Raw genomic sequence first — 25,116 nt, 5'->3', positions numbered from 1 at the left:
TCGACCGGCGGTCCGGACTGCGTCACACGGGTAACGCACCACGTAGTTCAGCGGTGACGCTATCGCGCTCCCCAGTTCCGTGTCCCGGGGACCCCGCTCCGTTGCTGTCACTCATAGTAAGCCTAAGGGTACGGAGAGTGGCTAGGGGTCGCGCGGTCCCAATTGGAGAGTACGGGCGTCGGGTTGACGTACCCAGGCCTCAGACGATCGAACCGTCCACGAAGCACCAACGCCAGCTCTCGCCCGGTTCGAAGGTCCTCATCACCGCGTGTCCCGTGGTCTCGAAGTGGGCCGTCGCGTGCCGGAAGGGCGAGGAGTCGCAGCAGCCCACATGCCCGCAGTCCAGGCAGAGCCGCAGTTGCACCGGGTGACTGCCGACCGCGAGGCACTCCAGGCAGGTCTCGCTCAGCGGGGCGGGTTCGGGGTGCGGCAGCGTCGCCACATGCGGGCACTCATCCATGATTGCCAGGTTACGACGGGAACGCGCATCGCGGAGGGTCTGACCCATGGACGTACTGCCCCTGGTGGCGCTGATCGCGGCGAGTGCGGCGGTGGCCGGAGCCGCGCGCCGGACGCCGGTGCCCGCACCGCTGCTGCTCGTCGCGGTGGGACTGGTCGCCGCGTACGTGCCCGGAGTCCCGGACTACCACCTGGACCCGCACGTCGTGCTGCCGCTGATCCTGCCGCCCCTGCTGCACACCGCGGCCCTGGAGAGCTCGTACCTCGACCTGCGCGCCAATCTCAGGCCCGTGGCGCTGCTCTCGGTGGGGTACACGCTGTTCGCGACCGTCGCCGTCGGCTGGCTCGCGTATCTGCTGATCCCCGATCTGTCGCTGACCGCCGCGCTGGTCCTCGGCGCGGTGATCGCGCCGCCGGACGCGGTCGCGGCCACGGCCGTCGCGCGGAAGGTGGGGCTGCCTTCGCGGATCACCACGATCCTGCAGGGCGAGTCCCTGGTGAACGACGCGACCGCGATCACCGCCTACAAGGTCGCCCTGGCGGCGGCGGTCGGCGAGGGCGCGAGCTGGGCGGGCGGGATCTGGGAGTTCTTGGTGGCCTCGGTCGGCGGGGTCGGTGTCGGGCTGATCCTCATGGTGCCGATCCACTGGCTGCGCCGGCACATGAAGGAGGCGATGCTCCAGAACACCCTCTCCTTGCTGATCCCCTTCGTCGCGTACGCGGCAGCCGAGCAGGTCGGCGCCTCCGGAGTGCTCGCCGTGGTCGTCGTCGCGCTGTTCCTCGGACACCGCTCCTGGGAGGTCGACTTCGAGACACGGCTCCAGGAGGCCGCCGTGTGGAAGGTGGTCGCGTTCATCCTGGAGTCGGCGGTCTTCGCGCTCATCGGCCTGCAACTGCCGCTCGTGCTCAAGGGGCTCGGCGAGTACAGCGGCATACAGGCCGCCTGGTACGCCCTGGGGGTCTTCTTCTTCGTCGTGCTCGCGCGCTTCGTGTGGTCGTATCCGGCCACCTATCTGCCGCGGATCCTGTCCAAGCGCATCAAGGAGCGGGAGAGCGACATGGACTGGCGGCGGCCGCTGGTCGTCAGCTGGGCCGGGATGCGCGGTGTGGTGTCGCTGGCGATCGCCTTCTCGATCCCGCTCGTCATGGACGACGGGGAGCCGTTTCCCGCGCGCAACCTCGTCCTGTTCCTGACCTTCACCACCGTGATCGGCACGCTGGTCGTGCAGGGGCTCTCGCTGCCGTGGCTGATCCGGGTCCTGAAGCTGCCGGGGAGGGACACGCAGGCGGAGACGCTCGCGGAGGCGCAGGCCCAGAACGCCGCCTCGCAGGCCGCGGAGCGGCGGGTGGACGAACTCATGGAGGACGAGCGCAATCGCCTCCCACAGCCCCTCCAGGACCGTCTGCGGACCGTCCTGGAGCGACGTCGCAACTCCGTGTGGGAGCGGCTCGGTCAGTCCAACCCGGTGACGGGGGAGTCCGCGGACGACACCTACCGCAGGCTCACCAGGGAGGCGATCGCCGCGGAGCGGGAAGTGTTCGTCAGGATGCGGGACGAGCGGCGCATCGACGACGAGATGATGCGGACCCTGCTGCGGAAGCTGGACCTGGAGGAGGCGGCGGCCTACCGGGAGGTCGAGGACTGAGACGGCCGAGCCGCGGGGGGCGCGGGATCCGTCGCGGTGATCACCGCCGTGACCTTGGTGCCGGGGGCGAACGCGCCCTCTTCGGAGAGGGCCGTCAGCGCGTAGAGGAGCTTGGCCACGTAGACGCGCTCCACGGGGAGGCCGTGCCGGTCCTCGAAGTCGTCCGCGAACGCCGTGAGTTCGGGAGTCGTACGGGCGTAGCCGCCGAAGTGGAAGCGTTCGTCCAGGTGCCAGTTGGCGGTGGGGGCACCGAGGGTCCGCTGTTGCAGCGCCCGTACCTCGCGGCCCAGGAAGCCGCCCTTGAGCACGGGTATGCCGAGCGCGCGCTGATCGGGGGCGAGGCCCGCGGCCATTCCGGCGAGGGTGCCACCGGTGCCGCAGGCCACGGCCGCCGTGTGGGTGCGGCCGCGCAGCTCCTCACCCAGGGCCGTGCAGCCCTGTACCGCCAGGGAGTTGCTGCCCCCTTCGGGGATGACGTAGGGGTTCCTGGCGCCTGCCCCGCGCACGAGGGCGGCCAGGACCTCCGGGTCGGTCTTCCTGCGGTAGGTCGACCGGTCGATGAAGTGCAGGCGCATTCCGTCGGCGGCGCATTGCGCCAGTGACGGGTTCAGGGGGCGCGTCGAGAGTTCGTCGCCGCGGACCACGCCGATGGTGTCCATGCCGAGGAGGCGGCCCGCCGCGGCGGTCGCCCTGAGGTGGTTGGAGTAGGCGCCGCCGAAGGTCAGCAGGGCTTCGTGGCCCGCTGCGACGGCGGCGTCCAGGTTCAGGAAGAGCTTGCGGTACTTGTTGCCCGGCAGATCCGGGTGGATCAGGTCGTCCCGCTTGAGGGTGAGAGTGACGCCGTGCCGCGTGAACCGGTCGTCCTGGAGCTCTTGGAGCGGGGACGGGAGCCGCGGGTGCGGTCTTGTCGGCGGGGTGGTGCTCACCTCGCCATTCTGCCCGCCACCGCGCCGACGGGCACGGCCGCGGTGTGCTTACTTGAGGCGCTCCTCGATGCGCTCCCGCATGGTCTTCATGGTGAACCCCTTGGGATCCACCTTGCCCGGCTGCCATTCCAGGTGGCCGATCACGGAGCGCTGGTTCCAGCCGTGATGGCGGCAGATGGCCGCCGAGACCCTCTCGATCGCCTCCAGCTGCGCATCGGGCCAGGGGTCCTCGCCGTCGCCGAGGTTCTCGCACTCGAAGCCGTAGAAGTAGCGGTTTCCGTCGGTGTTCGACTCGTTGTCGTGCGGGAGCGCCTTCTCGGCGATGACCGCGCGCAGGACGTCGTCGTCGCCGAGGCCCGCGTGGTTGGCGCGGCCGTACCCGACGAGGTGGACGCGGCCGTCCTTGGTGATGACGCCGTGACAGAGCGGGCCGGGCAGTGAGGGGTGCCCGTCGCGGCAGATCTCCACCGTCCGCTCGCTGCCCGATGTGACCGTGTGATGGATCATGACGCCGTGCACGGGGCCCCACGGCCCCTTGTGGTTGCGGTTGTGGTTACGCCAGTCGCCGACTTCGACGACCGTCACACCTTCGTCCTTGAGAGCGCTGAGGAAGCTGCCCGCGGACATGGGTGGGGCCATGGCCGACTCCTTTGCGGAGCACGACGGCCGCCGGTCGCGGACCATCTCGTACGACCGCTTTTACCCCGAACCACGGTGCCCGGACCAGCTGTTTGGAACTATTCCACGGCTGTTCGGGCACCGTGCGAGTCGAAGTGGGGTCAGCCGCGCTGGTCGCCTCCGTGCAGGAACGCGTCGCCGTTCGTGGCGATGTGGGCCTCCAGTGCCTGCAGGGCCTGCTGGGTGTCCTGGGGAGTGCCCGTGCCGTGCTGCTGGGCGTAATACGCCGCGCCCAGCTTCTTCAGGAGATCGCCGCCCGTGCGCTGCGCCTGGACCTCGTCGATCTTCTGCTTGCCCTGGGTGAGTCCGCGCTGCGCCTGTTCCTTGGCGCGATCCAGGAAGCCTGCCATTGCCGTCTCCTACGGATTGGTGCGGATTGGTGCATATCGGTACAGAGGCTACCGGTCGTTGTGTCCTGTTCAACGGCTGCACGGATCTTGGAGTTCCCCGTCGTGCGGACCCCCGCTCCTGGTACGCGGGTGAGTTCCCCGTCTCGCGTGATCCATTCCCGCTCGTTTGTGTAATGGCGCACGCACTCTCCGTGCTGGAAGTGTTGTCGGCGCAGATCAGCGCTTGATGGGGAGGGCATTGCCAATGTCGGTAGGCGAAGAGGTCCGTGCGGAGCAGTCCGAGCCGCAACAGAGCTTGGGCACATCAGCCGCACGGAATCTGGCCACCACCACCAAGTCCGCGCCGCAGATGCAGGAGATCAGCTCCCGCTGGCTCCTGCGGACGCTGCCGTGGGTGCAGGTGCAGGGCGGTACGTATCGAGTGAACCGGAGGTTGAGTTACTCGGTCGGCGACGGCCGGGTGACGTTCGTGAAGACCGGAGACCGCGTGCAGGTCATCCCCGCCGAGCTCGGCGAGCTGCCGGTCCTTCGGGATTACGGGGACACCGAGGTTCTGGGGGAGCTGGCCCAGCGCTGCCAGCAGCGGGAGTTCGCCGCCGGCTCGGTCATCACCTCCTTCGGCAGCCAGGCCGACGAGGTGTTCCTGCTCGCGCACGGCAGGGTCGAGAAGATCGGCACCGGTCCCTACGGGGACGACACGATCCTCGGCACGCTCGCCGACGGTTCGTACTTCGGCGAACAGGCGCTGCTCGACCCGGAGGCCATCTGGGAGTACACGACGCGCGCGGTGACCGCGTGCACCGTGCTCACACTGCCCCGCCAGGACCTGGAGCAGGTCGCGGAGCGCACGGGTTCACTGCGCGAGCATCTGCAGCGGCTGCGGTCCATCCCGGCCCAGCGGATGAACAAGTTCGGCGAGGCACCCATCGACCTCTCCGCCGGACACGTCGGTGAAGCCGTACTGCCGGGTACCTACGTCGACTACGACGCCGCGCCGCGCGAGTACGAACTGAGCGTCGCCCAGACCGTCCTGCGCGTCCACACGCGCGTGGCCGACCTCTACAACCAGCCGATGAACCAGACCGAGCAGCAGTTGCGGCTGACGGTCGAGGCGCTCAAGGAGCGCCAGGAGCACGAGCTGATCAACAACCGCGAGTTCGGTCTGCTCAACAACTGCGAGTACGACCAGCGGCTGCAGCCGCACGACGGCGTGCCGAGCCCGGACGACATGGACGAGCTGCTCAGCCGCAGGCGGGGATCGAAGCTCTTCCTGGCCCACCCGCGCGCGATCTCCGCGTTCGGCCGCGAGCTCAACAAGCGCGGGCTCGTGCCGGAGACCATCGACATGGGAGGCCACCGCATCCCCACCTGGCGCGGAGTGCCGATCTTCCCGTGCAACAAGATCCCGGTGACCGAGGCCCGCACGACCTCGATCATCTGCATGCGTACGGGCGAGGAGGAGCAGGGCGTCGTCGGCCTGCACCAGACCGGCATCCCGGACGAGATCGAGCCGAGCCTGTCCGTGCGCTTCATGGGGATCAGCGAGCAGGCGATCATCTCGTACCTCGTGTCGACCTACTACTCCGCCGCGGTGTTGGTGCCGGACGCGCTTGGCGTCCTGGAGAACGTCGAGATCGGCCGCTGGCAGTGAGCCGGTGTCTGTGGGCGCGCCGCCGGGTAGACACCTTCCGTACGCGCCCGCAGGCCCAGGAAACGCCACCGTCCGGATCCTCCCCGGGGTGAGTCCATGACGGACACGACGACGGACATGACGGAGATGACGCAGAGGGGGCGGGGCCCCGCCGAACAGGGGCTCACCGAAGAGCACAAGGGGCACGACGAGCACGACGACCGCGAAGAGCGCGAAGAGCACGAGAGCCATGAAGGGTACGAAGCGTCCGAAGCGGCGGAGATCCTCGCGTCGGTGCGGGTGTGCGTCGACCCCGAGCTGCGCCGGGCGATCGACTCGCTGCCCGGAGCGATGCGCCGCATCGCGCGCTACCACTTCGGCTGGGAGCACACGGACGGCGCACCGGCGGCCGGGAACGCGGGCAAGGCGATCAGGCCCGCGCTGGTGCTCGCCGCTGTGCGGGCGCTAGGCGGGGATCCTGCCATGGCCGTCAGGGCCGCGGCGGCGGTGGAGTTGACGCACAACTTCACCCTGCTGCACGACGACATCATCGACCGCGACACCACCCGCAGGCACCGGCCCACCGCATGGACCGTGTTCGGTGAACCCGAGGCGATCCTGGCCGGTGACGCCCTCCAGGCGCTCGCGCAACAGCTGCTCGCCGAGGACCCGCACCCCGGGGCCCCGGCGGCGGCCGCCCGGCTCGCCGCCTGCGTCGTGGAGCTCTGCGCGGGCCAGCAGGCGGACTGCGCCCTCGAACGGCGTGAGCCCGACGAGGTCACGCTCGACGAGTGCCTCGCCATGGCGGAGGCCAAGACGGGGGCGCTGCTCGGCTGCGCCTGCGCACTGGGTGCGCTGTACGCGGGCGCCGAGTGGAGTGTGGTGGAGGCGCTCGACGGCTTCGGCCGTGAGGCGGGGCTCGCCTTCCAGCTCATAGACGATGTGATCGGCATCTGGGGCGACCCGGGACACACCGGCAAGCCCGCCCGCGCCGATCTCGCGGCCCGCAAGAAGTCCCTGCCGGTGGTCGCGGCGCTGGCCTCCGGCACCCCGGCCGCCGCCGAACTGGCCGAGTTGTACGGAAGGCCGCCGACCGAGCCCGAGAAGGACGGCGACCTGGAACGCATGGCGCACGCCGTCGAGGCGGCGGGCGGCAGGGACTGGGCGCTGATGCACGCGGCCGACCGGATGTCCCGCGCGCTCAACCAGCTCTCCCGCGCGGTGCCGGTCCCGGAGGAGGCGGGCGGTCTCCTGGCGCTCGCGGAGTTCGTGACGCGGCGTACGCACTAAACAGGACGGTCGCAGACGACCGACGAGCTCCGCACTCCGCCGAGATCCGGTCAGGGTGCGGGGCTCGCCCGTGTGTCCGCACCCGATCGCCTAGGCTGCCCCCGAGGTAACCGGCTGGGCGGCGCACGCAGTTGAGCGTGATCGAGGGGCAAAGGGGCGGGCAGTGGGCGTAGCGATCCGGAGGGCCGGGGAGAGCGACAGAGCGGACGTGGTCCGGTTGCTCGACGAGGCGTTCCTGAACGATCCGGTGAGCAGCTGGGTCTTCCCCGACGAGGGGCATCGCCGCCGCAAGCACGGCGCTCTGATGGAGGCCTTCCTCGACCTCGCGCTGAGCGAGGGCTTCGTCGACATCACGGAGGACGGCGCGGCCGTCGCACTGTGGTGGTCCGTCCCCGCGGATGGGGACGCGGACGGGGACGGGAGCGGGGACGCGGACGAGGAAGAAGGGCCCGCGCAGCTCCGTGAGGCCGTCGACCCGGACAACGTACGGATCGAGGAGATCGGCCGGATCACCGGTGAGGCGCACCCGACCGACCGGGCTCACCAGTATCTGCACCTGATCGGCGTGAGCCCCGAGCGGCAGGGCGAGGGGCTCGGTTCTGCGCTGATCGAAGCCGTGCTCGAACGGTGCGACCGTGAGGGAACGCACGCCTACCTGGAGGCCAGCAACAGCCGCAGCCGCGAGCTGTACACACGGCTCGGATTCGCGGTCACCGGGGACGCCATAGAGCTGCCCGACGGCCCGCCCCTGTGGCCGATGTGGAGAGAGCCCCGGCTTTTCGTCACGGACTGTATCGACACCCGCCGAATCGCATAAAGTTGTCTCAACACCGCTGTGTTGTCAGCAGACACAATGAGGGGGCGACCTCATGTCCCACGAACTGACCCGTGAAATGCCCGGCGAGACATCCCGCGAACGACTTCTTGCGGAGGCGTTCGTGGAGGTGGCCGACTCCTTGAACGGCGATTTCGATGTCGCCGAATTCCTGCAGAGCCTGGCCGTACGTTGCGCAGAGCTGCTCGGCGTCTCGGCGGCAGGTGTCCTGTTGGCGGACCCGCAGGGCGAGTTGCGGCTCGTCGCCGCGTCCGGCGAGCACGCCTGGGTGCTCGATCTCTTCGCTCTGCAGCAGGAACAGGGACCGTGCCTTGACTGCTACCACTCCGGCACGGCGCACACGAACATCGCCCTCAGCGGCCTCGAAGCGACCACCGCCTGGCCGCAGTTCGCGTCGCGCGCCCTCGCGGCGGGCTACGAGATGACACAGGTGCTTCCCCTGCAACAGGGCGATCAGATACTCGGCACCCTGAATCTGTTCCAGGCGAAGCCGCAGGTGCTCGGCCCCGACGACATCGCGCTCGCGCAGGCCCTCGCCGATGTCGCCACGATCGCGATAGTCCAGCGGCGCTCCCTGGAGCGCAGCGAGGTGGAGCGAGGCCAGTTGCAGGAGGCCCTCACCAGCCGGATCGCCATCGAGCAGGCGAAGGGGGTGCTCGCCGAGCGGTGGAAGTGCACGGTCGACGACGCCTTCGTGGCACTGCGGCGGCATGCGCGGGCCAACCGGCTGCGGCTCGCGGAGTGCGCGCGGCAGGTGGTGGCGGGGGAGCTCGACACGGAGGGCATCCACCGGGTGTGACGCGGCGGATCGGTCCGGCCCCGAGGGGCGCGGCGTGCCGGTCCGGCTCCGAGGGGCGGGGCGCGGCGGGTTCGCCCGGTGCTCGGGCTATCCGGCCCGCGCCGCCCGCCATATTCTCGCCGCATGGGCAGCGATGGGCGCCGGTCCGGCCCCCGCCCGCAGAGCGAGCCGGTGTGCGCGAGCTGTGGACGGCCTGTCGGTACGGTCATCAAGCGGCGCAAGGTGCTCGGGGTGTTCGTCCCTGTGTGGGTCCCCCGCCCGTGCCACAACCCCCGGTGCGATGCGTGTGTCGATGAACCCGAGGAACGCGGGGACCCTGAATCGACCGAGGTCGAGGTAGCTGAAGAGGCCGAGGTCGAGCCCGCGTCGGCGCACTCTGACGACCCCTGAGAGACAAGGATCGAGTCGGTGCACTTCCGCGCACCTCCATTGTTCTACTAGGATGCGAACAATGGAGGTTTTCATGGCAATGGCTGCTCGCCCATCCCGTCGTGGCGCCCGTGACGTTCGTGCCCCCGGGGGCGCCCGCGTCGCGCTGCTCACCGCGCTCCCCTTCGTACTCGGACTCATCGCCGACCTGGCTGTGTACGTGACCGTTCGTGATCAACTGCCCGATCGACTTGCCCGGCACTTCGGCGGTGACGGCGAGGCGGACGGCTATGTCGGGCACGGCGGGTTCCTCGCGACGCTCGTCGTGATGTTCGTCGGGCTCGGCGCGGTCAGCGTCTCCGTCGCCCTGAGGAGCGACTTCGCCACCTATCGGCGCGGGCTGCGAGGGATGCTGGCCGGTGTGTACGCGACCTCCGCGTTCCTGGCCTGGCCGATGGGCGCGAGCCTCGTGGTCAACCGTGGCACCGCCGACGGCGAGTCGGCCGTGTTCCCCATGTGGCACCTCGCCGTCGCGGCCGGAATCGCCGTCCTCGCGGCGGGCGTCGGGGCGGCGCTCTCGCGGTGCGTGCCGCTGCCCGACGAGCGTTCGCCGCTCGGGGCGGACGGCCAAGTGGGCGCAGAGCCAATCGACTTGGGGCGTGACGAGGTCGCCGGGTGGGTGCGGCGGACGGGCTCCTGGATGCTGAGCGGGACGGGCATCGCGATGGCGGTCGCGGGCATCGTCACCGTGTGGCTGACGGACGACGGCTGGCTGGCGCCGCTGATCCTGTTCGTCCCCGGACTCCTGATCGCAGCCTTCGCGCGGGCCTGTGTCACCGTGGACCGGCGGGGGCTTACGGTGTCACCGGGTCTTGTGCCGTGGCCGCGCGTCCGGTTGCGCCTTGACCGCATAGAGCGCGCGGACAGCCGGCAGATCAACGCCCTCGGGGACTACGGGGGCTGGGGATACCGCATCCGTCCCGGACGCTCCGGCGTCATCATGCGGTCGGGCGAGGCGCTGGTCGTGCGGCGGGCGAACGGCAACGACTTCGCCGTCACCGTAGAGGACTCCGCGACGGCCGCCGCGCTCCTCAACGCGCTGGTGGAGCGCGAGACCTCTCCCCAGGACGGGCGGCGCTGACAGCATGCTGTTCCGGATCGACGCGACGTCGTCGGTGCCCCTCGCCGACCAGATCGCCGCCTGCGCGCGCCGCGCCGTCGCCGACGGCTCGGCGCGGCCGGGCGAACGACTGCCCGCCGCGCGCATGCTGGCCGACTCCCTCGGGGTCAACGTCCATACGGTGCTGCGTGGTTACCAGCGGCTGCGCGAGGAGGGTCTGATCGAGCTCCGGCGGGGGCGCGGTGCGACGGTCGTGGACGGCGCGGCGGCACAGGCGCGAGCCCAACTGGGAGAGCGGGTACGCGTGTTCGTCGCCGACGCGCTGGAGCTCGGGCTCTCGGAGGACGAGGTGCGTTCCCTGGTGGACACGGCGCTGAAGGCGTGACTGCGGTGCGTACGGAGACCCGGTGAGAGCCGAGTGGGAGTCGGGTGGGAGCCAAGCGGGAGTCGGGCGGGATGTATGGTCCGACGGTTCCGGTCCGTGAGTCGCCTGGGGAGGGGATGGACTGATGAGGCTGCGGGGGATGACCCGGTGGGCTGTTGCGGGGCTGGTGGCGGCAGGGCTCGCGGGATGCGGGGCCGCGGCGTCCGGGGGAGGCCCGGGTGATCCCGGTGTGCCCTCCGTGAAGGAGGAGAAAGACCTCTCTGCGCTGCCCCTTGATCGCTACGAGGCCAGTACGCGCGACAACCGGCGTCAGACGGAGGCGCAGGCGCGCGTGACGCAGCGCTGCATGCGAAAGCTCGGGTTCGATGACTTTCCGCTCCATCCGGCGTGGCCGAAGATGGCGAACTCGTTTGAGATGACCGCGGTGGCGATGTCGTCGTATCCGTACGGGCCGCTCGACCCCGACAGCGCCCGCCGCTGGGGCTACGGCTGGGACCCGGAGCGTCCCCTGGCCGATCCCGCGCGGCGCGAGGGGCGCACCCCGACGGCGGACGAGCAGGAGGCGCTGGACGGATCGCGCGGCAAGCCCGGCGACGGCTGTGAGAGCAGGGGCGCCGACCGTGTCACCGAAGGCGTACAGGACAAGACGCGCATGTATACGTACGTCCCACAGCGGCGCCAGAGCCTGGACAAGGCGGTTGCCGAGGACAGGCGGGTGCGCGAGGCCCTCGACACCTGGTCCGAGTGCTTGGAGAGCAAGGGCGTCAAGCGCTACAAGACCCCGAGTGACGCGTTCGGGGACAAGGCGTGGGGCCGCGGGAACGACCACGGCGGCAACACCGACCGGACCAAGAAGGAGCTGGCCACGGCGACCGCCGACGTCGCGTGCAAGCGGGAGCACAACACGGCCGGTGTGTGGTGGGCGGTGCGCCAGGAGAAGCAGCGCGCCGACGTGGCCCGCCACAAGGACGCGTACGACGGCGTGCGCGCGGACCAGGCCCGGGTGCGGGCCAATGTGAAGCGGGTGCTCGGCGGGAAGTGAGAAGTAAGGCACACCCCCGCTACCCGCATCACCCCCATCACTCGCACCACCCGCATCACAAGGAGTAGTGCACACCCGCATCACAAGAACCAGCCGACATCTGCATCATGGGCTCATGGACATGACCGAGCTTGACGCACTTCCGTCGGCTGTCGACGCCGAGCAGTTGCCGGCCCTCCCGCCCCTGCCGTTCGACGCCGTCCTCTCCGACCTCGACGGCGTGATCCGCTTCTACGACATGTCGGAGCTGGAGGAGATGGAGCGAGCCGCCGGTCTCCCGCAAGGCAGTACCGCCGAGATCGCCTTCGCGCCCGAGGCCGATCTGCCGCTGATGCTCGGGCGTACCGGCAAGGAGGAGTGGGTGGAGGCGATCGCGCGCGGCCTCGCGGACCGTGTGCCGTACGAGCGTGGGCACGCACTTGGCACCGCACTCGCCGAGGCGGAGTTCTCGGCGGACGCCACCGTGGTCGGCCTGCTGCGGCAGGCACGCGCGCATCTGCACGTGGCGCTCGTGACGAACGCGACCCCCTGGCTCGACGACGACCTGGCCCGGCTCGGCATCGCCGACCTCGCGCACACCGTGGTCAGCAGCGCGGGCGTCGGCGTCGTCAAGCCGGACCGCCGGATCTACGAGATCGCCGTGGAGCGGGCAGGCGTCCCCGCCGAGCGCTGCCTGTTCGTGGACGACCGGGAGGAGAACGTGGACGCGGCGGTCGCGCTGGGCATGCAGGGGCTCCTCTATACGGGGCCGGACGACCTGCGGGAGGCGCTGGCACCGGTGCTCGGCCGAGGCTGACCCCACGACAGCGTCATCGCACCGTCCACAGCCCGCCCCGCATCAACTCACGCCCCTCCAACTCGTCGGCCTCGCGCCAGGCCTGGATCCGCTGCGGGGTGATGCGGAAATAGGTGTACACGGTGTCGAGCTTGCGCGGGTCGAAGCCCGTCTTCTCGGCGAAGGCGTCACCGGTCTCGGGGGTCAACTCGCCTTCGCCCAGGGCACGTACGGCCCCTTCGATGAGGACGACGTCACGGGTCGGCCCGACGCCGACCCGCGCCTTGCCGGACGCCCGGAGGTTGCGGCCGGTCACGCTGGCGTCCGGAGTGGCCACCAGCAGGCTCCCGCCGTCCCAGAGGAAGGACAGCGGGATCAGGTACGGGGTCCCGCTCGTGGCGTCGGCCGTCGCCACCCACGCGTCGATGTCGTCGGCGAGGCGGCGCAGGACGTCCTGCTTGCGCTGCTCGGGTGCGCGGGGTCCTGTCGTCTCCGTGCTCATGCGCTGTGCCCCTCCGGGATGCGGGTGGTCGGTGTGGAGCGCGTGTTCATTACTGTTCTCCTCCAAGTGCGCTGAAATGTGCGTCACTTCAACGACGTATCGCGACGGGGGAACGTGACAGATGGACGATAACGGAGCACCGGCGGACCGAAACGGGCCACTGGCGAACCGGAACGGACCACCGGCGAACCGGAACGATGAGCTTGCGGACCGCTTCGAGGAGCACCGCCCGCATCTGAAGGCCGTCGCCTATCGCATGCTCGGCTCGCTCAGCGAGTCCGACGACGCGGTCCAGGAGTCCTGGATCAGGCTCAGCCGCTCCGACACCACCCAGGTGGCGAACCTGGGGGGCTGGCTGACGACCGTCGTCGGCCGGATCTGCCTCGACATGCTGCGTACGAGGCAGTCGCGGCGCGAGGACTCGCTGACGTTCTCGATGGACACGCATGTGCCGGACCCGGTGGTGAGCTGGGGAGACGTGGTCGATCCCGAGCAGGAGGTGCTGCTCGCCGACTCGGTCGGGCTCGCGCTCCTCGTCGTGCTCGAGACCCTCGCGCCCGCCGAACGCCTCGCTTTCGTGCTGCACGACATGTTCGCCGTGCCCTTCGACGAGATCGCCCCCATCGTGGAGCGCACCCCGGCCGCGACCCGGCAGCTGGCGAGCCGGGCCCGCCGCCGGGTGCAGGGTTCTGCGCCCACGCCCGACAACGACCCCGTACGGCAGCGCGAGGTCGTCGGGGCCTTCTTCGCCGCCGCACGGGGCGGCGACTTCGACGCGCTGCTCGAACTGCTCGACCCGGATGTGGTGCTGCGGGCCGACACCGGTGAACTGTCCTCCGGGCTCTCGAAGTTGGTGCGCGGCGCGACGGTGGTGGCCGGGCAGGCCGCGATGTTCTCGAAGGGGGCGCCGGCCGTCGAGCTCGCGTTCATCAACGGCCGTATCGGCGGGGTCGGAGTGCCGGACGGCCAGGTCGTCTCGGTCATGGAGTTCACGATCTCGAACGGCAGGATCGTAGAGCTCAACCTCCTCGTGGACCCCGCCCGCATGCGCGCCCTGGGCATCCCCGAGTTCCGCGGCTGACACGGCATCGGTCGGCAGGCCCTCATCGCCGTACCCCCGCCACCTCCCGCAGGTAATCCTTGCGGCAGAGCGGATTGCGGTCGGTGCGCGGCCGGTCCGGTTTCTCGCCCCGGACCGTCTTGTACCGCTCGAAGGCGGACTCCAGCTCGCCCTCGCCGCGTGTCAGCGAGGGCAGCAGCTGCTCGAGCTCGTGCACGCGGGCGGCGGGGATCTCGCCCTCGACGACGTAGGAGGTGCCGCGCGCCCGCTGGGTGTGCGGCACCGCCCGCAGCCGTGAGAGCGCGGGCAGGAGCTGCCCGAACACGTCGTCGGGGACGCTGAGCCAGAAGCGGTGCAGCGGCTCGTGCACCTCGGTGCCCGCCCGGCGCAGCGCGCTCAGCAGGACCAGCGGGGTCAGCTGCCGGAAATCCCCTGCCGTGCTGGACATGCTCTTGTCGAAGGTGCCGTGCGCGTGGCTCTGGCGCGGCCAGTATCCGGAGTGCGTCATGGTGACGACGCAGTCGCTGACCTCCCAGCCGTGGACCCCTTGGAGCAGCGTCTGACGCACGGTCTCCTCGACGGCACGGAAGAACGCGTACGGCATCGAACCGAGCTCGATCTCCAGGCGGAACTCCACGCCGGAATCCGGCGGTCCGGGATCGACGCGCAGCCCGACCGTGGCCAGGAAGGGGTTGTCGTCCTTGTCGATGATCTCGTACGCGGATCCGCTGCCCGTCACGCGCTCCACGCAGATGGTGGTGGTCTCGCGGAACGTGACGTCGATCCCGTACTCATCGAGGAGAGTCGCCTGGATGACCTCCTTCTGTACCTCGCCGTAGAGCGATACGTACACCTCCTGGCGCAGGTCGTCCTGCCGCAGATCGATCAGCGGGTCCTGCTCGGCGAGCTGGCCGAGCGCGAGATGCAGGGCGCCTCTGTCGCCGGGGCGGGTGGGGACGACGACGGTCTCCAGGGTGGGCGGCGAGAAGAAGTGCTGACCCGCCCCGCCCTTTCCGCCTTCCGCGCCCTTTCCGCCCTGCGTGCGCGGTACGCCGAGGACATCGCCGATCCGGACATCGCCGAGCCCCCACAACTTCCCGATCTGCCCCGCACGCACGCTCTCGCGCGACGCGGCGGACCCGCGGTCGAAGACGCTGAGCGCGGTCACCTTGCCCTCGCGCCCGCCGCCGAACGGCAGCCGGTCCCGCGTGCGGACGGTTCCCGCGAACATCCGTACGTACGCGATCTTCTCCCCGGCGTCACCGCGCTCGACCTTGAAGACGGTGCCGGACACGGGATCGTCGGCGCGCGGACCACCGTCCTCGGAGGGCAGCAACTCCCTGATTCCCGCCATGAGTTCGCGGATGCCCGCGCCGGTCGCGGCCGAACCGAAGAACACCGGGTGGACCAGGGCCCGCTCGGTCTGCGTGCCGAGTTCGGCGCGGAGCCGCCGGTAGGAGAGGCCTGCCTCGTCGTCGACGTACGAGGAGAGCAGGGCGTCGTCGTGCGCGGCGAGTACGTCGATGAGGCGGGCGGCGAAGGCGGGGTCGCCGGCGGCGAAGGGCACGAAGGCCCCGTCGCGTCCGCCGATGCCGCGGACCGTCCCCATGGGCACGATGGCCGGGCTCCCGGGGACGAGCCGCTCCGCGATACTGCGCAGCAGATCCTCGTAACGGGCGCCGCGTCGGTCGATCTTGTTCACGAAGACGATCGTGGGAATGCGGAGCCGTCGCAGGGTCCGCATGAGTACGCGGGTCTGCGCCTGGACGCCTTCGACCGCGGAAATGACGAGCACGGCGCCGTCGAGCACGCTCAGAACCCGTTCCACCTCGGCGATGAAGTCCGGGTGGCCGGGGGTGTCGATGAGATTGACGGTGACGTCGTCCACGGCGAAGGAGACGACGGCGGATTTGATCGTGATTCCGCGCTGCCGTTCCAGGGCCAGCGAATCGGTCTGGGTGTTTCCCGCATCGACGCGACCGACCTCGTCGATGACCCCGGCAGCATGCAGAAGCCGCTCGGTCAGGCTGGTCTTACCGGCGTCAACATGCGCCAGGATCCCCAAATTCAGGGTGTTGGACGTGCTCGACGTATGCACTGAGTGTCATGTCCTCTGGGTTGATGGAAATTCCCTTCTGGTTGGACATGAACAAACGGCGCATTGCGTCTCCTTGACGGATCGGTCGAATCAGGGGGTGAGGTGCACGGCTAGTGCAGCAGGGGGTGGTGCGGGTCGGCAACCGATTTACGGGGACACAAGGCGGCCCGCGCTCCGGACATTCGTGGTCCGGGGCGCGGGCCGCCGACAAGTCAGCTTCGCGAGCCGATACGGCCGCGTGCGGCGGAGGCGCCGGTGATGGCCGCGGCCAGCCAGAAGCAGGCCCCCGACACGGCGACCTGCGCGGATGTGCCGAGCGCCAAGGCGAGGACGCACACTGCGGCTCCGACGACGACGCCTATGGCGATCGACGTCGTGTCACGCCACACAGGCGTCGTCGGCCTGCCCGCGAGGATCATGAATACCCCAGACAGGAGCACCATCACGGCTCCGCTGTAGATGGGCCACGTGCTACTCAAGACCGTTCTCCAGTCGTACAGATGATGTTGCTACTTGCAGTATCCGCCGGAGTACTGACCCGGAATGAACAGACCGGCGGCGAACTTGACCTTGATGCACTTCTTCGCGTTCTTCGCCTTGAGGGCGGTGGTGGTGATGACTGCGGCGTGCGCACCCCAGTAGATGTTCAGACCTGGGGGAAGGAATCCCGAAACGACCCCCGACACATTTTGGGGTCAGCGACAACGGGGAATACCGTCTTCTCGTCGGTCTCGACAGTCTGGACGATGTCGTCGCCGTCCAACTTGTAACTGGTCGGCACGGCGTTGCCGTTGGCGTCCTTGGCCCACGGCGCGGCGATGGTGCCCGCCGGGAGGTGAACGCCGTCAGCGCTCTCGTGGTGGAGCTCGAAGCCGCCTTCACCGTCCTCGGTGATACCCGTGCCCTGCGGGAGGTCGAGGCGGAAGCGATGGGTCTCGGGGGCCTGGTCGTCCTTGAGGGTGACCAGGGTCCGAGCGCCACCGTCCGTTGTCGGCTGCACGGCGATGTCGGTGGATGTCGCGGCGTCGCGGTAGACCACGGTGCCGGCGCCGGCCTTGACGCCCTCCACGTCCTTGGTGGCGGGGAGCATGAGGCCGAAGGAAGAGCCTGTGTCGGTGGCGGCGTTGATGGTGCCGGTCGCTCTGTCCGGTGCGGTGATCGTGACGGGGCCGCCCTCGGTGGCCGTGACGGCCTTGGCCGGCGTTCCCGGGAACGCCGTGGAGGGAGCGATGTCGCCGGTGCCGGTCGCCTTCTCCACTACGGCGGCCGCCTCCCGCGCATCCCCCGGAAGCGCGGTGGCGGTCTCGGGTGGCGAGGGTGAGCCTGCTGGACCTGTGAAGATCAACATCATCATGATCAGAAGGTGCACGCTGTGGCGGACGTCATAATTCCGGCTCACGTTTTGCTCAAATCGCAGGAGTTTGGCTCACTTGGCCGCCAGATCGCAGGCGTTGATCTCAAGTGACCCCTGATATCCAGGGATTGTGGGCGGTCGTTCCGCATGCTGCGTCATCTCGCCATGACTTCCTCGAAAGTCCGCATTCGCCCCTATCCGTGGTGACTGGTACGCACTTACCTGTTCCGTGCGGCAAGCGCGCTCCGCCGCGAACGGCAGCCACGGACAGGGGAAGAGGGGAAGAGATGAGCAACGCGGAGTTCGGCCCCGGCTCGCCGGGGGCCAAGATCTACCGGAACATGGCGTGGACGTCCGGGAACGGCCGAGCCGCCCTTCGTATGCAGGAGGACGGCGGCTTCGTTCTGTACCGGGACGGCAAGCCGGTGTGGCAGGGCGAGGGTGCTCAGCCGTACGGCCAGTACGCGGTCATCCAGTCCGACGGCAACCTGGTCGTCTACGCCGAGGGCGACAAGCCCGTCTGGGCGTCCAACACCAACGGGAAGAGCGGCGCGGTTCTCGTCGTCCAGGACGACTGCAACGTCTGCCTCTACCACCAGGGCACCGTCGTCTGGGCCACCAAGACGAGCGGCTGAACGAAGACCGCACCCGGTCCGTCATGGGCGCCGTATGGGGCGCCCTGCGGGCCGGGTGCGGTCTTTTGGACCTGCTTCTGGACCTGGTTCTTCGGAGAAAAGAACAGGTCGGATGCCATGACTGGCAGTCAGGCCTTCTTGGTCTCCCAGAAGATCTCGTCGATCCGGGCGATGAGGTCCAGCGCCTTCTGGCCCGTGGCCGGGTCGGACGAGCCCTTGGCGGCCGAGAGGGCCTTGAGGGTGTCGTTGACCAGCTGGTGCAGCTCCGGGTACTTCTCGAAGTGCGGGGGCTTGAAGTAGTCGCTCCAGAGCACGGAGACGTGGTGCTTGGCGAGCTCCGCGCGCTGCTCCTTGATGCCGATGGCGCGCGTCTGGAACTGCGCGTCGTCGTTGGCGGCCATCTTCTCCTGGACGGCCTTGACCGACTCCGCCTCGATGCGGGCCTGGGCCGGGTCGTACACGCCGCAGGGCAGGTCACAGTGGGCGCTGACCGTTACCTTGGGGGCAAACAGGCGGGAAAGCATGCAGCGGTCCTTCCTCGTGATCGTCTTCTCAGGTGGGACATTACTCCGTGAGAGACGTGTTTTCGCGAGTGCCCCCATGGGCTTAGGTCAAAAGTCCAGGGCCAGACTGGGACTCGTGGAGGATAGGACCGGGGAGGTGCCGGTGATGCCGGAGCTGTCGCAGGAGAGCGAACGGAGAAGGGCCATCTTGCCGTTGGGTGCGGCCGAGGTGACCGGCCCGTCGATGGTGCCCACGCTGTACCACGGGGACCGTCTGGTGGTGCAGTGGGGCGCGCGGGTCCGAGCGGGTGACGTGGTGGTGCTCCGCCATCCGTTCCAGCAGGACCTGTTGGTCGTCAAGCGTGCCGCCGAGCGGCGCGACGGCGGCTGGTGGGTGCTCGGGGACAACACGTTCGCGGGAGGGGACAGCACGGACTACGGCACGGTGCCCGGCGAACTCGTCCTGGGGAAGGTCTGGTTCCGCTACCGCCCGCCCCGGTTCACGTCCGGTCAGCGCTCGCCGTTCGCGCTGCTGCGCTGGGCCGTCTCCGCCGCGCGGCCCGTGCTGGCCGACCGGTCCGTCTCCAAGCGCTTGCGGGCGCGGTAGGCGGCGACATTGGCGCGGGTCGCGCAGCGGTCCGAGCAGTAGCGCCGGGAACGGTTTGTCGACGTGTCGAGATAGGCGTTGCGGCAGGGCGCCGCCTCGCACAGACCGAGGCGGTCGACGCCGTGCTCGGTGAGGTGGAAGGCGAGCCCCATCGCGGAGATCGCGGCGTACCCGGACGTCGCGTTCGACGGGTGGTCCGCCAAGTGCATGTGCCACATCGGCTTCCCCTCCGCGTCGTGGTCGCCGTGCCCCGAGATCTGCGGGCTGACAGGGAACTCCATGAGCAGCGAGTTCAGCAGATCGACCGCCAGGGTCTCGTCGCCGCCGTCGGCCGCCTCGAAGACCGCCCTGAGCCGGGCCCGCACCGAACGGAAGCGGGTGACGTCGGCGTCCGTGGCCCGACGCGCCGCCTGCGAACTGCCTCCGAACAGCTCACGGACCGCCTCGACCGACGTCAGCGTGTCCTTGTTGCGACCCGGCTCCTCGCTGTTGACCAGACGTACCGCATAGTCTGAGTAATAGGCCAGTTCCACTTGTAGTCCTTACCGGGGCGGGCTATCTTCGTCAGGTGCGTGAGTAACGGTTGCGCGTACTTCGAGGGTATTACGAGAGCGTATTACGTACTGGAGGGCTTCTGATGACGGAAACGGTGTCCACGGCCGACTGGCGGGCCTGGCAGGACAGCTGGGACCGGCAGCAGGAGTGGTATCTGCCCGACCGCGAGGAGCGGTTCCGCGTCATGCTGGACATGGTCGAAGCCGTCGTCGGCCCCGAGCCGCGCGTCCTCGACCTCGCGTGCGGTACGGGGAGTATTACGGACCGGCTGCTCAAGAGGTTCCCGAACGCGGTCAGCACGGGCGTCGACCTCGACCCCGCGCTCCTCGCCATCGCCGAGGGCACCTTCGCCGGGGACGACCGGGTCACGTTCGTCACCGCCGACCTCAAGGACCCCGAGTGGACGGCGCAGCTCCCGTACGACTCGTACGACGCCGTTCTGACCGCCACCGCCCTGCACTGGCTGCACAGCGACCCCCTCACCACGCTCTACGGTCAGCTCGCCGGAGTCGTACGGGACGGCGGTGTCTTCCTGAACGCCGACCACATGCCCGACCCCGCGACGCCCCGTCTGAACGCGGCCGACCGGGCCCAGCGGCACGCCCGCATGGACCAGGCCAAGGCCGAAGGCGCCCTGGACTGGAAGGACTGGTGGCAGCTCGCCGCCAAGGACCCGGTACTCGCCGGGCCCACCGCCAAGCGCTTCGAGATCTACGGCGAGCACGCGGACGGCGACACCCCGCCGCCCGAGTGGCACGCGCGGACGCTGCGCGACGCGGGCTTCAGCGAGGCACGGACGGTGTGGTCGTCGCCGTCGGATGCGATGGTGCTGGGGCTGAAGTAGCACCTGTACGCGGAAGGGGCGGTACGGGTCCTGGACCCGTACCGCCCCTTTTCACGTACTCGCTGTCGTGTCCGCGCTACAGCACCTTCGACAAGAACGACTGCGTCCGCTCGTGCTGCGGGTTCGTCAGGACCTCGCGCGGGTGGCCGGACTCGACCACCACGCCCTCGTCCATGAAGACCAGGCTGTCGCCCACCTCGCGCGCGAAGCCCATCTCGTGCGTGACGACGATCATCGTCATGCCGGACTCCGCGAGGTCGCGCATGACGTCGAGGACGTCGCCGACCAGCTCCGGGTCGAGCGCCGACGTCGGCTCGTCGAAGAGCATCAGCTTCGGGTCCATCGCGAGCGCGCGGGCGATGGCCACACGCTGCTGCTGGCCGCCCGAGAGCTGCGAGGGGTAGCTCTTCGCCTTGTCGGCCAGGCCGACGCGCTCCAGAAGCTGCCCGGCCCGCTCCCGTGCCGCCGCCTTGGACTGGCCCTTGACCTGGACCGGCGCCTCCATGACGTTCTCGAGGGCCGTCAGGTGCGGGAAGAGGTTGAAGCGCTGGAAGACCATGCCGATGTCCCGGCGCTTGAGGGCGACTTCGCTGTCCTTGAGCTCGTACAGCTTGTCCCCCTTCTGCCGGTAGCCCACCAGCTCGCCGTCGACGTAGAGCCGACCGGCGTTGATCTTCTCCAGGTGGTTGATGCAGCGCAGGAACGTCGACTTGCCGGAGCCGGACGGGCCGATGAGGCAGAAGACCTCGCCCGACTTGACCTCCAGGTCGATGCCCTTGAGGACTTCGACGTTGCCGAAGGACTTGTGAACGCCTTCGGACTTCACCATGGCGGTCATCAGCGCACACCTCCCGCACGGTTGCCGAGGGACAGCATGTTGGCCTTGATCTTCTGGAACGGAGTGTCGGGCAGGGTGCGCGACGAACCGCGCGCGTAGTAGCGCTCCAGGTAGTACTGGCCGACGCTGAGGATCGACGTCATGATCAGGTACCAGCACGCGGCGAGCAGCAGCGTCTCCACCGTCGCGCCGGACGAGGTGCCGATGTCCTGGGCGTACCGCAGGAGTTCGTAGTACTGGACCGCCGCGACCAGCGAGGTCGTCTTCAGCATGTTGATGACTTCGTTGCCCGTCGGCGGCACGACCACGCGCATCGCCTGCGGAAGCACGATCCGGCGCAGCGTCTTGCCGTGGCTCATGCCGAGCGCGTGCGAGGCCTCGGTCTGGCCCTCGTCGACCGAGAGCAGGCCGGCGCGGCAGATCTCCGCCATGTACGCGGCCTCGTTGAGACCCAGGCCGAGCAGCGCCGTCAGGAACGGCGTCATGAAGTCCGACCACTCGTCCTTGTAGACGGGGCCGAGGTTCACGTAGTCGAAGACGAAGCCGAGGTTGAACCAGACGAAGAGCTGGACCAGGACCGGCGTACCCCGGAAGAACCAGATGTAGAACCAGGCGATCGACGACGTCACCGGGTTCTTCGACATCCGCATCACGGAGAGCAGGACGCCGCCGACCACGCCGATGAGCATCGAAAGGGCGGTCAGGATCAGGGTCTCCCTGACGCCCCGCAGGATGCGGTCGTCGAAGAAGTTGTCCGGAATCGCGTTCCAGTTGATGTCGCCCTGGGAGAACGCGTAGACGATCGCGGCGAGCGCCGCGATGGCGGCGAGCGCGGCGACGTACCGGCCGTAGTGCCGGACGGGGATGGCCTTGATGGCCTCAGGACGGGAGGACGGGGGTGTGTCCTCCGGTCCCTTCTTGGAGATGTCGGTAGTCACAGGAGTGGCCTTTCAGCGACGAGACGCGGTCACTTGCCGCCGTTGACCTTGGCTTCCGTGACTGCGCCGTCCTTGACGCCCCACTTTGCGATGATCTTGTCGTACTCGCCGTTCTTGATGATCGCGTCGAGCGCCGCCTTGATCGCGTCACGCAGCTCGGCGTTCTTCTTGGAGATCGCGATGCCGTACGGAGCGGCCTCGACCTGCTCGCCGACCAGCTCGAAGTCCTTGCCGCCGCCCGAGGTCTTCACCGCGTACGCCGCGACCGGGAAGTCCGATGAGCCCGCGTCCGCGCCGCCGGAGCGCAGTCGGGTCTGGGCCTGCTGGTCGTTGTCGAAGGACTCGATGGCGATCTTCTTGCCGCTCTTGCACTTCTTCGACTCGGCCTTGGCCAGGTCGTGCGAGACGGTGCCGCGCTGGACGACGATCTTCTTGCCGCAGAGGTCGGCCCAGGTCTTGATGCCCTGGTCCTCGCCCTTCTTGGTGTAGATCGAGACGCCCGCCGTGAAGTAGTCGACGAAGTCGACGCCGGTGCCGATCTTCTTGCCGGTCTCCTCGTCGACGCCTTCCTGGCGGTTCTTGGTGTCGGTCATGGCCGACATCGCGAGGTCGTAGCGCTTGGAGCGCAGACCGCCGAGGAGGGTGTCGAAGGTGCCGTTGTCGAACTGGAACTCCACGCCGAGCTGCTTGCCGAGCGCTTCGCCGAGGTCGGGGTCGATACCGACCGTCTTGCCGGACTTGTCCTTGAACTCGACGGGCGGGTAGGCGATGTCGGAACCGACCTTGATCACACCCGCCTCCCGGATGTCCTTGGGCAGCTTGTCGGCGAGCGGCGCGTTGCTCACCTTCTCGCCGCCTTCGTCCTTGCTCTTGGTCTGGTCACCGCAACCTGACAGCAGCAGCGCGCCGGCGACCGCGATCGCGCCGACCGTGGCCGTCCGGGACTTAGCGGACTTACCTGCGGTGGTACGACAGATGAAGCGTGCGGTCATGAGGGTCCTCCGGCGGATGAGGGAGTTGCCGAGCGGTCGTGCACACACCTTCGGGTGTCGCGACCTCGTGTGATGACGGCATCTTGCCATTTGGTCCGTCCGATTCTGGGTGCCGGAGATGTCAAAATCGGATAACGGGTCATCACGGAACCCAGACAGGTCGGGACAACCGGGCCGTACCGGCGGGGAACGAAGTACCGCTATTTGAGATCTTCCGTGAATCTCGGGTCAATCTCGCGATGCGGACCGGAGGCGGGCGCCCTTCGAAAATTCCGGGCATGGAGCCTTCGTTCGTCCTCGAGGCGGACTCGTCCGTTCTTGTGGCACCGCTGCTCCATTCTTGTGGAACCACTACAAGGACCAGGGGCACCTCAGGTAACCAATCCCACTCGCCCGCGCCCGGCACCGTCAGGTAGAAAGGTGCGTTACACCCCTCATCCGGGGCCCAGAGCGCGTGTGCGGCGCGCTCGCGTGTCTGTACCTCCCTCCGCCGACAGGCGGGGCACAGGCGCGGTGCCCGCCCACTTCTCAACCAGGAGTGGACACCCTCAACTGATGATTTAAGACTTAAGGGGTAAGACAAGTGGCAGCGGAGATCGTCAATCCTCGCAGCGACAGCAATACGGATCACGAAGGCGCTGAAGAGCCCTTCGATCCGGCGTTCGCGCTGCACCGTGGCGGCAAGATGGCCATCGAGGCCACTGTGCCGGTGCGGGACAAGGACGACCTGTCCCTGGCGTACACGCCCGGCGTCGCGAAAGTGTGCACCGCGATCGCCGAGCAGCCGGAGCTGGTGAACGACTACACATGGAAGTCGAACGTCGTGGCCGTGGTCACCGACGGAACGGCCGTGCTGGGTCTCGGTGACATCGGTCCCGAGGCGTCCCTCCCCGTGATGGAGGGCAAGGCCATCCTGTTCAAGCAGTTCGGCGGCGTGGACGCGGTTCCGATCGCGCTCGCGACGACGGACGCGGACGAGATCGTCGAGACCGTGGTGCGGCTCGCGCCGTCCTTCGGCGGCGTGAACCTCGAGGACATCTCGGCCCCGCGCTGCTTCGAGATCGAGCGCAAGCTCCAGGAGCGGCTCGACATTCCCGTCTTCCACGACGACCAGCACGGCACGGCGGTCGTGACGCTCGCCGCGCTGCGCAACGCGGCGCGGCTGACCGGGCGCACGCTCGGCGAGCTGCGCGCCGTGATCTCCGGCGCGGGCGCGGCCGGTGTCGCCATCGCCAAGTTCCTGCTCGAGGCGGGCCTCGGCGATGTGGCGGTCGCGGACCGCAAGGGCGTCGTGAGCCGGGACCGGGACGACCTGACCCCGGTCAAGCGGGAGCTCGCGGAGATCACCAACAAGGCCGGTCTCAGCGGTTCGCTGGAGAGCGCGCTCGCGGGTGCGGACGTGTTCATCGGCGTCTCGGGCGGCACCGTCCCCGAGCCCGCGGTCGCCTCCATGGCGCCGAACTCGTTCGTGTTCGCCATGGCCAACCCGAACCCCGAGGTGCACCCGGACATCGCCCACAAGTACGCGGCTGTCGTCGCGACCGGGCGTTCGGACTACCCGAACCAGATCAACAACGTGCTCGCGTTCCCCGGCATCTTCGCGGGCGCGCTGCAGGTGCGGGCCTCGCGCATCACCGAGACGATGAAGATCGCCGCGGCTGAGGCGCTGGCCGGTGTGGTGGGCGAGGAGCTGGCCGCCGACTACGTGATTCCCTCGCCGTTCGACGAGCGGGTCGCACCGGCTGTCACCGCGGCGGTTGCGGCGGCCGCTCGGGCGGAGGGTGTCGCTCGCCGCTGAGTGGTGTGCTCGATCAGGTGACCGCGCCCCCGTCTCGTACACACGCGTTGTGTACGGGGCGGGGGCGCGGCGCGTGTCACATTCGTGC

At 69.0% G+C, this 25,116-nt stretch carries 27 protein-coding genes; 14 read left to right on the top strand and 13 right to left on the bottom strand.

Annotated features, from left to right (window positions below):
- Positions 1-199: 199 nt before the first annotated feature.
- On the bottom strand, positions 200-460 hold the full coding sequence (locus ACWFRJ_RS19145; protein ID WP_453531717.1) for a UBP-type zinc finger domain-containing protein: 261 nt from the start codon (positions 458-460) through the stop codon (positions 200-202).
- Positions 461-506: 46 nt separating this feature from the next.
- On the opposite strand from ACWFRJ_RS19145, the gene ACWFRJ_RS19140 reads away from it, so the two are divergent.
- Positions 507-2,105, top strand: a complete 1,599-nt coding sequence (locus ACWFRJ_RS19140; protein WP_453531714.1) for a Na+/H+ antiporter — start codon at positions 507-509, stop codon at positions 2,103-2,105.
- Here the strand turns inward: ACWFRJ_RS19140 and ACWFRJ_RS19135 are convergent.
- The 3 genes from ACWFRJ_RS19135 to ACWFRJ_RS19125 all read right to left on the bottom strand — a co-directional run bounded on the left by ACWFRJ_RS19135 (position 2,084) and on the right by ACWFRJ_RS19125 (position 4,059).
- The gene (locus ACWFRJ_RS19135) at positions 2,084-3,031 is read right to left on the bottom strand and encodes a 1-aminocyclopropane-1-carboxylate deaminase/D-cysteine desulfhydrase (RefSeq protein ID WP_453531711.1); all 948 of its coding nucleotides are present in this window, start codon (positions 3,029-3,031) and stop codon (positions 2,084-2,086) included. The two genes, ACWFRJ_RS19140 and ACWFRJ_RS19135, sit on opposite strands and share 22 nt — an antisense overlap.
- A 48-nt stretch (positions 3,032-3,079) precedes the next feature.
- On the bottom strand, positions 3,080-3,670 hold the full coding sequence (locus ACWFRJ_RS19130) for an N-acetylmuramoyl-L-alanine amidase (RefSeq protein WP_453531709.1): 591 nt from the start codon (positions 3,668-3,670) through the stop codon (positions 3,080-3,082).
- A gap of 140 nt (positions 3,671-3,810) precedes the next feature.
- Positions 3,811-4,059: a hypothetical protein gene (locus tag ACWFRJ_RS19125; RefSeq protein ID WP_389903340.1), complete on the bottom strand. Its 249-nt coding sequence runs from the start codon at positions 4,057-4,059 to the stop codon at positions 3,811-3,813.
- A gap of 244 nt (positions 4,060-4,303) precedes the next feature.
- Between ACWFRJ_RS19125 and ACWFRJ_RS19120 the strand changes: the two genes are divergently transcribed.
- The 8 genes from ACWFRJ_RS19120 to ACWFRJ_RS19085 all read left to right on the top strand — a co-directional run bounded on the left by ACWFRJ_RS19120 (position 4,304) and on the right by ACWFRJ_RS19085 (position 12,325).
- Positions 4,304-5,710: a family 2B encapsulin nanocompartment shell protein gene (locus tag ACWFRJ_RS19120; RefSeq protein WP_453531705.1), complete on the top strand. Its 1,407-nt coding sequence runs from the start codon at positions 4,304-4,306 to the stop codon at positions 5,708-5,710.
- Positions 5,711-5,806: 96 nt separating this feature from the next.
- A complete protein-coding gene (locus tag ACWFRJ_RS19115) occupies positions 5,807-6,979 on the top strand; it encodes a family 2 encapsulin nanocompartment cargo protein polyprenyl transferase (protein WP_453531702.1) in 1,173 nt (390 codons plus the stop codon).
- Positions 6,980-7,142: 163 nt separating this feature from the next.
- Positions 7,143-7,796 (top strand): GNAT family N-acetyltransferase, encoded by a 654-nt coding sequence (locus ACWFRJ_RS19110; protein ID WP_453531699.1) that lies wholly within the window; start codon positions 7,143-7,145, stop codon positions 7,794-7,796.
- Positions 7,797-7,848: 52 nt separating this feature from the next.
- Complete coding sequence (locus tag ACWFRJ_RS19105; RefSeq protein ID WP_453531696.1) at positions 7,849-8,613, top strand: ANTAR domain-containing protein; 765 nt, start codon at positions 7,849-7,851, stop codon at positions 8,611-8,613.
- Positions 8,614-9,076: 463 nt separating this feature from the next.
- Positions 9,077-10,123, top strand: a complete 1,047-nt coding sequence (locus tag ACWFRJ_RS19100) for a DUF1648 domain-containing protein (RefSeq protein ID WP_453531693.1) — start codon at positions 9,077-9,079, stop codon at positions 10,121-10,123.
- 4 nt (positions 10,124-10,127) lie between these two features.
- Positions 10,128-10,487: a GntR family transcriptional regulator gene (locus ACWFRJ_RS19095; protein WP_453531690.1), complete on the top strand. Its 360-nt coding sequence runs from the start codon at positions 10,128-10,130 to the stop codon at positions 10,485-10,487.
- Positions 10,488-10,725: 238 nt separating this feature from the next.
- On the top strand, positions 10,726-11,529 hold the full coding sequence (locus tag ACWFRJ_RS19090; protein WP_453531687.1) for a hypothetical protein: 804 nt from the start codon (positions 10,726-10,728) through the stop codon (positions 11,527-11,529).
- A gap of 121 nt (positions 11,530-11,650) precedes the next feature.
- The gene (locus tag ACWFRJ_RS19085) at positions 11,651-12,325 is read left to right on the top strand and encodes an HAD-IA family hydrolase (protein ID WP_453532379.1); all 675 of its coding nucleotides are present in this window, start codon (positions 11,651-11,653) and stop codon (positions 12,323-12,325) included.
- 13 nt (positions 12,326-12,338) lie between these two features.
- On the opposite strand, the gene ACWFRJ_RS19080 is transcribed toward ACWFRJ_RS19085, so the two are convergent.
- Positions 12,339-12,806 (bottom strand): pyridoxamine 5'-phosphate oxidase family protein, encoded by a 468-nt coding sequence (locus ACWFRJ_RS19080; RefSeq protein ID WP_453531684.1) that lies wholly within the window; start codon positions 12,804-12,806, stop codon positions 12,339-12,341.
- Positions 12,807-12,927: 121 nt separating this feature from the next.
- Here ACWFRJ_RS19080 and ACWFRJ_RS19075 point away from each other — a divergent pair, with 121 nt between their 5' ends.
- A complete protein-coding gene (locus ACWFRJ_RS19075) occupies positions 12,928-13,887 on the top strand; it encodes a sigma-70 family RNA polymerase sigma factor (protein WP_453531681.1) in 960 nt (319 codons plus the stop codon).
- Between the two features lie 22 nt (positions 13,888-13,909).
- Here the strand turns inward: ACWFRJ_RS19075 and ACWFRJ_RS19070 are convergent, their stop codons facing one another.
- The 3 genes from ACWFRJ_RS19070 to ACWFRJ_RS19060 form a co-directional block, all read right to left on the bottom strand.
- On the bottom strand, positions 13,910-15,937 hold the full coding sequence (locus ACWFRJ_RS19070; RefSeq protein WP_453532376.1) for a GTP-binding protein: 2,028 nt from the start codon (positions 15,935-15,937) through the stop codon (positions 13,910-13,912).
- Positions 15,938-16,176: 239 nt separating this feature from the next.
- Positions 16,177-16,443, bottom strand: a complete 267-nt coding sequence (locus ACWFRJ_RS19065; RefSeq protein ID WP_453531678.1) for a hypothetical protein — start codon at positions 16,441-16,443, stop codon at positions 16,177-16,179.
- 167 nt (positions 16,444-16,610) lie between these two features.
- Complete coding sequence (locus tag ACWFRJ_RS19060) at positions 16,611-17,318, bottom strand: hypothetical protein (protein WP_453531675.1); 708 nt, start codon at positions 17,316-17,318, stop codon at positions 16,611-16,613.
- 287 nt (positions 17,319-17,605) lie between these two features.
- Here ACWFRJ_RS19060 and ACWFRJ_RS19055 point away from each other — a divergent pair, with 287 nt between their 5' ends.
- Positions 17,606-17,953 (top strand): hypothetical protein, encoded by a 348-nt coding sequence (locus tag ACWFRJ_RS19055; protein WP_453531673.1) that lies wholly within the window; start codon positions 17,606-17,608, stop codon positions 17,951-17,953.
- 128 nt (positions 17,954-18,081) lie between these two features.
- Here the strand turns inward: ACWFRJ_RS19055 and sodN are convergent, their stop codons facing one another.
- On the bottom strand, positions 18,082-18,477 hold the full coding sequence (gene sodN, locus ACWFRJ_RS19050; RefSeq protein ID WP_383284241.1) for a superoxide dismutase, Ni: 396 nt from the start codon (positions 18,475-18,477) through the stop codon (positions 18,082-18,084).
- 145 nt (positions 18,478-18,622) lie between these two features.
- Here sodN and sodX point away from each other — a divergent pair, with 145 nt between their 5' ends.
- On the top strand, positions 18,623-19,063 hold the full coding sequence (sodX, locus tag ACWFRJ_RS19045; protein WP_453532371.1) for a nickel-type superoxide dismutase maturation protease: 441 nt from the start codon (positions 18,623-18,625) through the stop codon (positions 19,061-19,063).
- Here the strand turns inward: sodX and ACWFRJ_RS19040 are convergent.
- The gene (locus ACWFRJ_RS19040) at positions 18,967-19,596 is read right to left on the bottom strand and encodes a CGNR zinc finger domain-containing protein (RefSeq protein ID WP_453531669.1); all 630 of its coding nucleotides are present in this window, start codon (positions 19,594-19,596) and stop codon (positions 18,967-18,969) included. The two genes, sodX and ACWFRJ_RS19040, sit on opposite strands and share 97 nt — an antisense overlap.
- Positions 19,597-19,700: 104 nt before the next feature.
- On the opposite strand from ACWFRJ_RS19040, the gene ACWFRJ_RS19035 reads away from it, so the two are divergent.
- A complete protein-coding gene (locus ACWFRJ_RS19035; RefSeq protein ID WP_453531666.1) occupies positions 19,701-20,462 on the top strand; it encodes a class I SAM-dependent methyltransferase in 762 nt (253 codons plus the stop codon).
- A gap of 76 nt (positions 20,463-20,538) precedes the next feature.
- On the opposite strand, the gene ACWFRJ_RS19030 is transcribed toward ACWFRJ_RS19035, so the two are convergent.
- Genes ACWFRJ_RS19030 through ACWFRJ_RS19020 form a run of 3 tightly spaced genes read right to left on the bottom strand, consistent with a single transcriptional unit; the run spans position 20,539 to position 23,230 of the window.
- Positions 20,539-21,300: an amino acid ABC transporter ATP-binding protein gene (locus tag ACWFRJ_RS19030; RefSeq protein WP_453531663.1), complete on the bottom strand. Its 762-nt coding sequence runs from the start codon at positions 21,298-21,300 to the stop codon at positions 20,539-20,541.
- Positions 21,300-22,238, bottom strand: coding sequence for an amino acid ABC transporter permease (locus tag ACWFRJ_RS19025; RefSeq protein WP_453531660.1), 939 nt, complete (start codon positions 22,236-22,238; stop codon positions 21,300-21,302). The genes ACWFRJ_RS19030 and ACWFRJ_RS19025 overlap by 1 nt, the downstream gene beginning before the upstream one ends.
- Before the next feature lie 29 nt (positions 22,239-22,267).
- Positions 22,268-23,230, bottom strand: coding sequence for an ABC transporter substrate-binding protein (locus tag ACWFRJ_RS19020; RefSeq protein ID WP_453531657.1), 963 nt, complete (start codon positions 23,228-23,230; stop codon positions 22,268-22,270).
- 583 nt (positions 23,231-23,813) lie between these two features.
- On the opposite strand from ACWFRJ_RS19020, the gene ACWFRJ_RS19015 reads away from it, so the two are divergent.
- On the top strand, positions 23,814-25,028 hold the full coding sequence (locus ACWFRJ_RS19015; protein ID WP_453531654.1) for an NAD(P)-dependent malic enzyme: 1,215 nt from the start codon (positions 23,814-23,816) through the stop codon (positions 25,026-25,028).
- The last annotated feature ends 88 nt before the right edge of the window (positions 25,029-25,116 follow it).

It is taken from the genome of Streptomyces sp. NPDC055239 (assembly GCF_053606205.1).
The sequence above is the reverse complement of the archived record's forward strand: the minus strand, read 5'-3'. Positions and strand labels throughout refer to the sequence as shown.

What these genes read in the sequence shown, in the direction of transcription:
- ACWFRJ_RS19145 (WP_453531717.1), bottom strand. Translation starts at nt 460, where the DNA reads ATGGATGAGTGCCCGCATGTGGCGACGCTGCCGCACCCCGAACCCGCC.
- ACWFRJ_RS19140 (WP_453531714.1), top strand. Translation starts at nt 507, where the DNA reads ATGGACGTACTGCCCCTGGTGGCGCTGATCGCGGCGAGTGCGGCGGTG.
- ACWFRJ_RS19130 (WP_453531709.1), bottom strand. Translation starts at nt 3,670, where the DNA reads ATGGCCCCACCCATGTCCGCGGGCAGCTTCCTCAGCGCTCTCAAGGAC.
- ACWFRJ_RS19125 (WP_389903340.1), bottom strand. Translation starts at nt 4,059, where the DNA reads ATGGCAGGCTTCCTGGATCGCGCCAAGGAACAGGCGCAGCGCGGACTC.
- ACWFRJ_RS19120 (WP_453531705.1), top strand. Translation starts at nt 4,304, where the DNA reads ATGTCGGTAGGCGAAGAGGTCCGTGCGGAGCAGTCCGAGCCGCAACAG.
- ACWFRJ_RS19115 (WP_453531702.1), top strand. Translation starts at nt 5,807, where the DNA reads ATGACGGACACGACGACGGACATGACGGAGATGACGCAGAGGGGGCGG.
- ACWFRJ_RS19105 (WP_453531696.1), top strand. Translation starts at nt 7,849, where the DNA reads ATGTCCCACGAACTGACCCGTGAAATGCCCGGCGAGACATCCCGCGAA.
- ACWFRJ_RS19100 (WP_453531693.1), top strand. Translation starts at nt 9,077, where the DNA reads ATGGCAATGGCTGCTCGCCCATCCCGTCGTGGCGCCCGTGACGTTCGT.
- ACWFRJ_RS19095 (WP_453531690.1), top strand. Translation starts at nt 10,128, where the DNA reads ATGCTGTTCCGGATCGACGCGACGTCGTCGGTGCCCCTCGCCGACCAG.
- ACWFRJ_RS19085 (WP_453532379.1), top strand. Translation starts at nt 11,651, where the DNA reads ATGACCGAGCTTGACGCACTTCCGTCGGCTGTCGACGCCGAGCAGTTG.
- ACWFRJ_RS19080 (WP_453531684.1), bottom strand. Translation starts at nt 12,806, where the DNA reads ATGAGCACGGAGACGACAGGACCCCGCGCACCCGAGCAGCGCAAGCAG.
- ACWFRJ_RS19075 (WP_453531681.1), top strand. Translation starts at nt 12,928, where the DNA reads ATGGACGATAACGGAGCACCGGCGGACCGAAACGGGCCACTGGCGAAC.
- ACWFRJ_RS19060 (WP_453531675.1), bottom strand. Translation starts at nt 17,318, where the DNA reads ATGATGATGTTGATCTTCACAGGTCCAGCAGGCTCACCCTCGCCACCC.
- ACWFRJ_RS19055 (WP_453531673.1), top strand. Translation starts at nt 17,606, where the DNA reads ATGAGCAACGCGGAGTTCGGCCCCGGCTCGCCGGGGGCCAAGATCTAC.
- sodN (WP_383284241.1), bottom strand. Translation starts at nt 18,477, where the DNA reads ATGCTTTCCCGCCTGTTTGCCCCCAAGGTAACGGTCAGCGCCCACTGT.
- sodX (WP_453532371.1), top strand. Translation starts at nt 18,623, where the DNA reads ATGCCGGAGCTGTCGCAGGAGAGCGAACGGAGAAGGGCCATCTTGCCG.
- ACWFRJ_RS19035 (WP_453531666.1), top strand. Translation starts at nt 19,701, where the DNA reads ATGACGGAAACGGTGTCCACGGCCGACTGGCGGGCCTGGCAGGACAGC.
- ACWFRJ_RS19030 (WP_453531663.1), bottom strand. Translation starts at nt 21,300, where the DNA reads ATGACCGCCATGGTGAAGTCCGAAGGCGTTCACAAGTCCTTCGGCAAC.
- ACWFRJ_RS19020 (WP_453531657.1), bottom strand. Translation starts at nt 23,230, where the DNA reads ATGACCGCACGCTTCATCTGTCGTACCACCGCAGGTAAGTCCGCTAAG.